At 71.1% G+C, this 6,572-nt stretch carries 6 protein-coding genes and 2 rRNA genes; all 8 read left to right on the forward strand.

The window, feature by feature from the left end; genetic code table 11:
• Positions 1 to 202: ribosomal RNA gene (locus CHB84_RS21770) — 23S ribosomal RNA — on the forward strand; the annotation flags it as partial.
• 81 nt (positions 203 to 283) lie between these two features.
• Positions 284 to 401: ribosomal RNA gene (gene rrf / locus CHB84_RS21775) — 5S ribosomal RNA — on the forward strand.
• Positions 402 to 597: 196 nt separating this feature from the next.
• Entirely contained in the window at positions 598 to 1,407 is an 810-nt protein-coding gene (locus tag CHB84_RS21780; protein ID WP_245818906.1) for a tetratricopeptide repeat protein, read from the forward strand.
• A gap of 2 nt (positions 1,408 to 1,409) precedes the next feature.
• Complete coding sequence (locus CHB84_RS21785) at positions 1,410 to 2,405, forward strand: HAD-IIA family hydrolase (protein ID WP_089303519.1); 996 nt, start codon at positions 1,410 to 1,412, stop codon at positions 2,403 to 2,405.
• 50 nt (positions 2,406 to 2,455) lie between these two features.
• Positions 2,456 to 2,671 carry a hypothetical protein gene (locus CHB84_RS21790; protein WP_141134778.1) on the forward strand — a complete coding sequence of 72 codons (216 nt, stop codon included), beginning with the start codon at positions 2,456 to 2,458 and terminating at the stop codon, positions 2,669 to 2,671.
• Between the two features lie 76 nt (positions 2,672 to 2,747).
• Positions 2,748 to 3,599, forward strand: coding sequence for a TlyA family RNA methyltransferase (locus CHB84_RS21795; protein WP_089303521.1), 852 nt, complete (start codon positions 2,748 to 2,750; stop codon positions 3,597 to 3,599).
• Complete coding sequence (locus tag CHB84_RS21800) at positions 3,596 to 4,543, forward strand: NAD kinase (protein WP_089303522.1); 948 nt, start codon at positions 3,596 to 3,598, stop codon at positions 4,541 to 4,543. The genes CHB84_RS21795 and CHB84_RS21800 overlap by 4 nt, the downstream gene beginning before the upstream one ends.
• 76 nt (positions 4,544 to 4,619) lie before the next feature.
• On the forward strand, positions 4,620 to 6,374 hold the full coding sequence (gene recN / locus CHB84_RS21805; RefSeq protein ID WP_217898693.1) for a DNA repair protein RecN: 1,755 nt from the start codon (positions 4,620 to 4,622) through the stop codon (positions 6,372 to 6,374).
• Positions 6,375 to 6,572: the final 198 nt, after the last annotated feature.

Here is a 6,572-nt window from a genome sequence, read left to right on the forward strand (position 1 = left end):
CCGCCAGGGGCACGGCTGGTTAGCTACGTTCGGAAGGGATAACCGCTGAAGGCATCTAAGCGGGAAGCCCGTTCCAAGATGAGGTCTCCCACCCCACGAGGGTTAAGGCCCCCACCAGACCAGTGGGTTGATAGGCCAGACATGGAAGCGCAGCAATGCGTGCTCGAGTGAACTGGTACTAATCGGCCGAGGACTTGCCCACAACCCGCATCCACTCTACAGCTCCCAGACACCACCCCCACCCCCGGGGAACCACACCCCAGCATGCTAACCTCACCACCGTGCCGGTGGTTACAGCGGCAGGGAAACGCCCGGACCCATTCCGAACCCGGAAGCTAAGCCTGCCAGCGCCGATGGTACTGCACCCGACAGGCGTGCGGGAGAGTAGGACACCGCCGGCCACTCAACTTCGACTGTGCCGGATCCCCACCCGGGGGTCCGGCACAGTTCTGTGTGCGGTGGGCAGGTAAAGTAGCTGATGACGGCTTCGCGGGATGCGGGGGCGCGGGCACGCCAACCGGCGAGCCGAGAGATTGTCCGAACGATCCGGCGCGACGCGCGGTCGTGACGCCACGAGAGATCCTTGAGGGAGTACGCGTGCCTGGATCGAGCAGAGACAGGGAAGGCGATCGAGGAGGTCGCGGGGGCGGTGCTCCGCGCCCGCGTAAGGGCGACAGGGACGGTGACCGGCAGCGTACGCCGGCGCCCGCGCTGGACGACGAGTTCGTGCACACCGACCTGGACAAGGATGTTCGCGCGGAGCTGCGAAGCCTGCCCAAGGACGTGGCCGAGCGGGTGGGCCGGCACCTGGTGGCCACCCGGGAGCTGGTGGACAGCGACCCCGTCACGGCTCTGGAACACGCCAAGTACGCCAAGTCCATCGCGTCCAGGATCGCTGTGGTGCGCGAGGCGGTCGGGCTGGCCGCTTACCATGCCGGCGAGTGGTCGCGGGCGCTGTCCGAGCTGCGGGCAGTGCGCAGGATGTCGCGGACCGACATGCACCTGCCGGTGATCGCCGATGCCGAGCGGGCGAACGGCCGACCGGAGAGGGCACTGGAGATACTTCGCGAAACCGACCTCGGCTCACTGCCGGCCGAGGTGGCGGTGGAGCTCCGTATCGTGGCCGCAGGGGCGCGACTCGACCTGGGGCAGCCGGACGCTGCGGTGATCGCGTTGCAGGGAGCTGACCTGGATCCGCAGCGCCGCGACCCGTGGAGTGGCCGGTTGTTCTACGCCTACGCCGATAACCTGCTGGCCGCGGGGCGTTCGGATGAGGCGCTGCAGTGGTTCCTGCACGCGGCCGAAGCGGATACCGAGTCCGACACCGACGCCGCCGAGCGCGCCTCGGACCTGGCCGCTGAGCTGGCCGGGACCGAAGGGCAGGGCACAGTCGAGGACCGCGCCTGAGCATGCGAAGCCTGCTCGACGAGTACGATGCGTTGCTGGTCGACCTGGACGGCACGGTCCATCACGGCAGCAGGGTGATCCCGGGCGCCGCCGAGATACTCGGTACCGCGCGTGAGCGAGCCACGGCCGTGCGGTTCGTGACCAACAACGCCTCACGCAGCCCCGCGGAGGTTGCCGAACGGCTGGGCGACATCGGGATCGCCACGGAGCCGGTCGAGGTCGTGACCAGCGCGCAGGCGGCTGCTGCTGCCGTCGCGGACGCCGTGCCCGATGGCAGTACGGTACTCGTCGTCGGCACGCCCGCGCTCGGCGACGAGGTCTCCGCCGTGGGCATGCGTGTCACGCGTACCTGTACGGATGATGTCGCCGCGGTGGTGCAGGGCCATTCGCCGGACACAGGGTGGGCCGACCTCGCCGAGGCATGCCAGGCGATTACCGCGGGGGCGCGGTGGGTGGCCTGCAACACCGACCCGACCTTGCCGACCGAACGCGGCCAGCTCCCGGGCAACGGTGCGATGGTGGCGGCCCTACGCACGGCCACAGGACTCACGCCGACGGTGGCCGGCAAGCCGGCGCCGCTGCTGCTCGAGCGGGCGGCGCGGACCGGGGGCGCGCGGCGGCCGCTGGTGGTCGGGGATCGTCTCGACACCGACATCGCGGGCGCGAGCGCCGCCGATATGGACGGGATTCTCGTACTGAGCGGCGTGCACACACCCCGCGACGTGCTCGCCGCAGCGCCCGGGCGACGCCCCACCTACGTGGCGGCGGACATAACCTCGCTGACCGAGCCCGGCACGCGCCTGAGCGTCGGGCCTCGCCCGGCGTGGCGGGTGGACATCGCCGACGGCACGCTGCGGGCGAGCAGCGTTTCCGGCTGTACGGATCCGCTGGAGCTGCTGCGTGCGCTGTGTGTGCCGGCCTGGCAAGCAGGCGTGGACTCGGTGAAGGCCGCCGACGAGCACACCGCAGCCGTGCTGGCGCGGTTGCCTGCCGGGTGAACCGGGCGGTGAGCGTGTCGCGCGCGCCGGTATCGACTACCGTGAGCACCGTGCAGACACACGACGACGACCAGGACGGCGCGGCAACCCCGGACGGCGAGCGGCACGAGGACACTGCCGACGACAGGGATCCGAGGGTCGGGATCACCGAGGCCGTCAACCGGTTGGACGAGCTCGAGCAGCTACCGCCGGCGGAGCACGTGGAGCGTTTCGAGGCCGTGCACACCGAGCTCACGGTCGCGCTGTCGGACATCGACAAGGTGTAACTCGTGAGCACCGCAGTGCGTTCGCGGCCGATCCGCGGCCGGGCACTCCTCGGCCAGCGCCGCGAGGGCTAGCACCGTGGCTCGCAAAGCACGACTGGACGCCGAGCTCGTCCGCCGCGGGCTGGCGCGCTCGCGCGAGCACGCGGCCTCCCTGATCGCGGCCGAGCTGGTCACGGTCGGCGGGATGGTTGCCGTCAAGTCCGCCACCGGCGTCGACCAGGGGGCGCCGATCCAGGTCCGCGAGGACTCGGATCCGGGTTGGGCATCCAGAGGAGCCGAGAAGCTGCTCGGCGCGCTGGAGGTGTTCGAGCCAGGGGGGCTGGTCGTGGCCGGCAGGCGCTGCCTGGATGCGGGAGCGTCCACGGGCGGGTTCACCGACGTGTTGCTGCGGCGTGCCGCCAGGGAGGTCGTGGCCACCGACGTCGGACGTGGTTTGCTCGACTGGCGGCTGCGTACCGACGAGCGTGTCACCGTGCTCGACAGGACGAACGCGCGGGAACTGACCGCGGAGCTGATCGGTGGCGCCGCCGATGTCGTCGTGGCCGACCTGTCGTTCATCTCGCTGCGGCTGGTTCTTCCGGCGTTCGCCCGGTGCGTCGCCGACGGCGCCGACGTGGTACCCATGATCAAGCCACAGTTCGAGGTCGGCAGGGCACGGTTGGGGCGGGGTGGCGTCGTGCGCGATCCGGCGTTACGCGAGGAGGCGGTCCTCGAGGTGCTGGACTCGGCACGCGAGCACGGACTCGCCTTCCGCGGCGTGGTGGCCAGCCCGCTGCCAGGGCCGTCGGGCAACGTGGAGTACTTCGTGTGGCTGCGCCGTCCTACCGAGCGCGATACGGCGAGCAGGCATGCCGGTGAGCCCGCTGGAGAGGACGTCGGCGATGTGGCGGCCGCGGTGCGCGCGGCCGTACAGGAGGGGCCGCGATGACCGAGCGCGATACGGCGAGCAGGGAAGTGCTCCTTGTGGCGAACCCCGATCGCCCGGGCAGCCGCGCGGCTGTCCGCGAGGTCGGGGAGCGGTTCGTCGCCGCAGGGTTCCGGCTGCGGGTACTCAATGCCGAGGTGGGCGCGTTCCTGCTCGGTGAGCCGGAAACCGGCGGGGGCGCCATGCCGTACACCCTGGTCGCTGCTGAGGACAACCCGGCTGCCGGGGTGGAGCTGGTGTTCGTCTTCGGCGGTGACGGCACGCTGCTCGGCGCCGCCGAGGTCGCGCGGCAGGCGCGGGTGCCGGTGCTCGGGGTGAATCTCGGCCGGATGGGTTTCCTGGCGGAGGCCGACTCGGACGCGCTCGCCGAGACCGTTCAGCGCATCGTTGCGGGCAGCTACAGCATCGAGGAGCGGATGACCGTGGACGTCACGGTGGCGCTCGGCGACGAGACGCTCGCGCGCACCTGGGCGCTGAACGAGGCCAGCGTGGAGAAGAGCTCGCGCGAGCTGATCCTGGATGCGCTGATCAGCATCGACGGCAGGCCGGTGTCGTCGTTCGGCTGCGACGGCGTGCTGTGCGCGACGCCGACCGGTTCCACGGCCTACGCCTTCTCCGCGGGCGGCCCGATCATCTGGCCCGATGTCGAGGCGTTGCTCGTGGTGCCGAGCAACGCGCACGCGATGTTCTCCAGGCCCATGGTCGTCTCACGTGACTCGGTGATCACGGTGGACACGGATCCGTCCGGCTCACCCGGGGTACTGACCTGCGACGGCTCCCGGCACGTCGACGTGCCGAGCGGTGCGCGCATCGAGGTGGCCGCGGGCGGGATCCCCGTATCGCTGGTGCGCTTGTGGGACGGGCCGTTCACCGACCGTCTCGTGTACAAGTTCGACCTGCCCGTGAAGAGCTGGCGGGAGCGGCACCCGCGTACAGAGCGCCCCTGAGCCGGGTCCGGGCCCGTTGGAGCGCCACACTCGCGTGCGGCGCCCGTCACGTTGAGCGAGCGGCTACGGTGGGACTGTGCTGGGCGAGATGCGGATCAACGGCATCGGGGTCATCGATGATGCCCTGCTGGATCTGGACCAGGGGTTCACGGTCGTCACCGGGGAGACGGGTGCCGGTAAGACAATGGTGGTCACCGGGCTGCACCTGCTGTCAGGGGGCAGGTCCGACGCGTCGCGGGTGCGTTCGGGCGCGACCAGGGCAGCCGTGGAGGGGAGGTTCACCCCGGACGGCGCGGGCCGCGCTGCGGAGGTCATCACGCAGGCCGGCGCCGAGACCGACGAGGACGGCAGCGTCATCGCGGTGCGTACGGTCAGCACCGAAGGGCGCTCGCGCGCGTACCTCGGGGGACGGTCGGTCCCGGTCGGTGTGCTGGCCCAGCTCGCGGACGAGCTGATCGCCGTACACGGCCAGAACGACCAGCTCAGGCTGATGCGGGCCGGTGAGCAGCGCGCGGTGCTGGACCGCTTCGCAGGCGACGACGTGTCCGAGCCGCTCGGTGAGTACCAGCGTGTCCGTTCCGAGTGGCAGGCGGTTCGCGCCGAGCTCATCGACCGGACCAACCGGTCGCGGGAGCTGGCCCAGCAGGCGGACATGCTGCGGCACGGACTCGAGGAGATCGAGTCGGTGGGACCGCAAGCCGGTGAGGACACCGAGATCGCCGAGCGGATCAAACGTCTCAGCGAGGTGGACGAGCTGCGCACCGTCGCGGGCGCGGCGCAGGAGGCGGTGTCCGGCTCGCTGGAGGGCGACCCGGACCAACCCGGCGCACTGGGCCTGCTCGGCGACGCCCGGCGCAGGCTCGCGGGGAGCAACGATCCGGCTCTCGCCGAGCTGGAGCCGCGGCTGCAGCAGGCGAGCGTGCTGCTCGAGGACGTCGGCGCCGAGCTGTCCAGCTATCTCGATGAGCTGGAGGCCGACCCTGGCCAGCTGGACACGCTGCTGGCCAGGCAGGCGGAGCTGAAGAAGCTGACCCGCAAGTACGCCGCGGACGTCGACGGGGTGCTGTCCTGGGCCGAGGACGCTCGCCAACGACTGGCCTCGATGGATACCTCGGAGGAGGCCCTCGCGCAGCTGGCCGCCCGGCAGGACGAGCTCGCGGCCGAGCTCGCCGGGCACGCGGCGCGGCTCAGCGCGGCACGCTCCTCGGCGGCCGGCCGGCTGGCCTCGGCGGTCACGGCCGAGCTCGGTGGCCTGGCCATGCCGCAGGCCGAGCTGGAGGTCGACGTGCGGCATCGCCAGGCGGAGAGCCCCGAAGGGGAGGCCGCGCTGCTCGTCGACGGCACGCGCTGCCATGCCGGACCCGACGGGATCGACGACGTCGAGATGCACCTGCGATCGCATGCCGACAGTGCCGCGCTGCCGCTGCACAAAGCAGCTTCCGGCGGGGAGCTGTCGCGGGTGATGCTCGCGATCGAGGTGGTGCTCGCCGACGCCGACACCGTCCCCACGCTGGTCTTCGACGAGGTCGATGCCGGCGTCGGTGGGCGGGCCGCCGTGGAGATCGGTCGCAGGCTCGCGCGGCTGGCCGTCAGCCACCAGGTCGTGGTCGTGACGCACCTGCCGCAGGTGGCCGCCTACGCCGACCGGCATCTGGTCGTGGACAAGGGAACCGACGACGGAATCACCAGCAGTTGCGTGCGCACGCTCGGCCCGCAGGACCGGGTGTCCGAGCTCGCACGCATGCTCGCCGGGCTGGACAGCACCGAGACCGGCCGCGCGCACGCCGAGGAGCTGCTCAACGCCGCCGAGGCCGACAAGGAACACCGCTGACGACCGGGGTGCCGTTACCACGCACCCCGGCACGCGGCAAGAAGAAACCGGGAGACTCGACGGCGTGGCGTAGCCAGGTTGCTCCGGACGTTTGCCAGTATGCCCCGAGTTTTGCCAGATTAGTGCGTAGGCTGGCTGGCCGTGTTGATGGCGTCGAGCGCGTGTTGGAGGTCGTCGGGTAGCGGGTCGGCGGCTGTG

It is taken from the genome of Haloechinothrix alba (genome assembly GCF_900188115.1).
Lineage (GTDB): Bacteria > Actinomycetota > Actinomycetes > Mycobacteriales > Pseudonocardiaceae > Haloechinothrix > Haloechinothrix alba.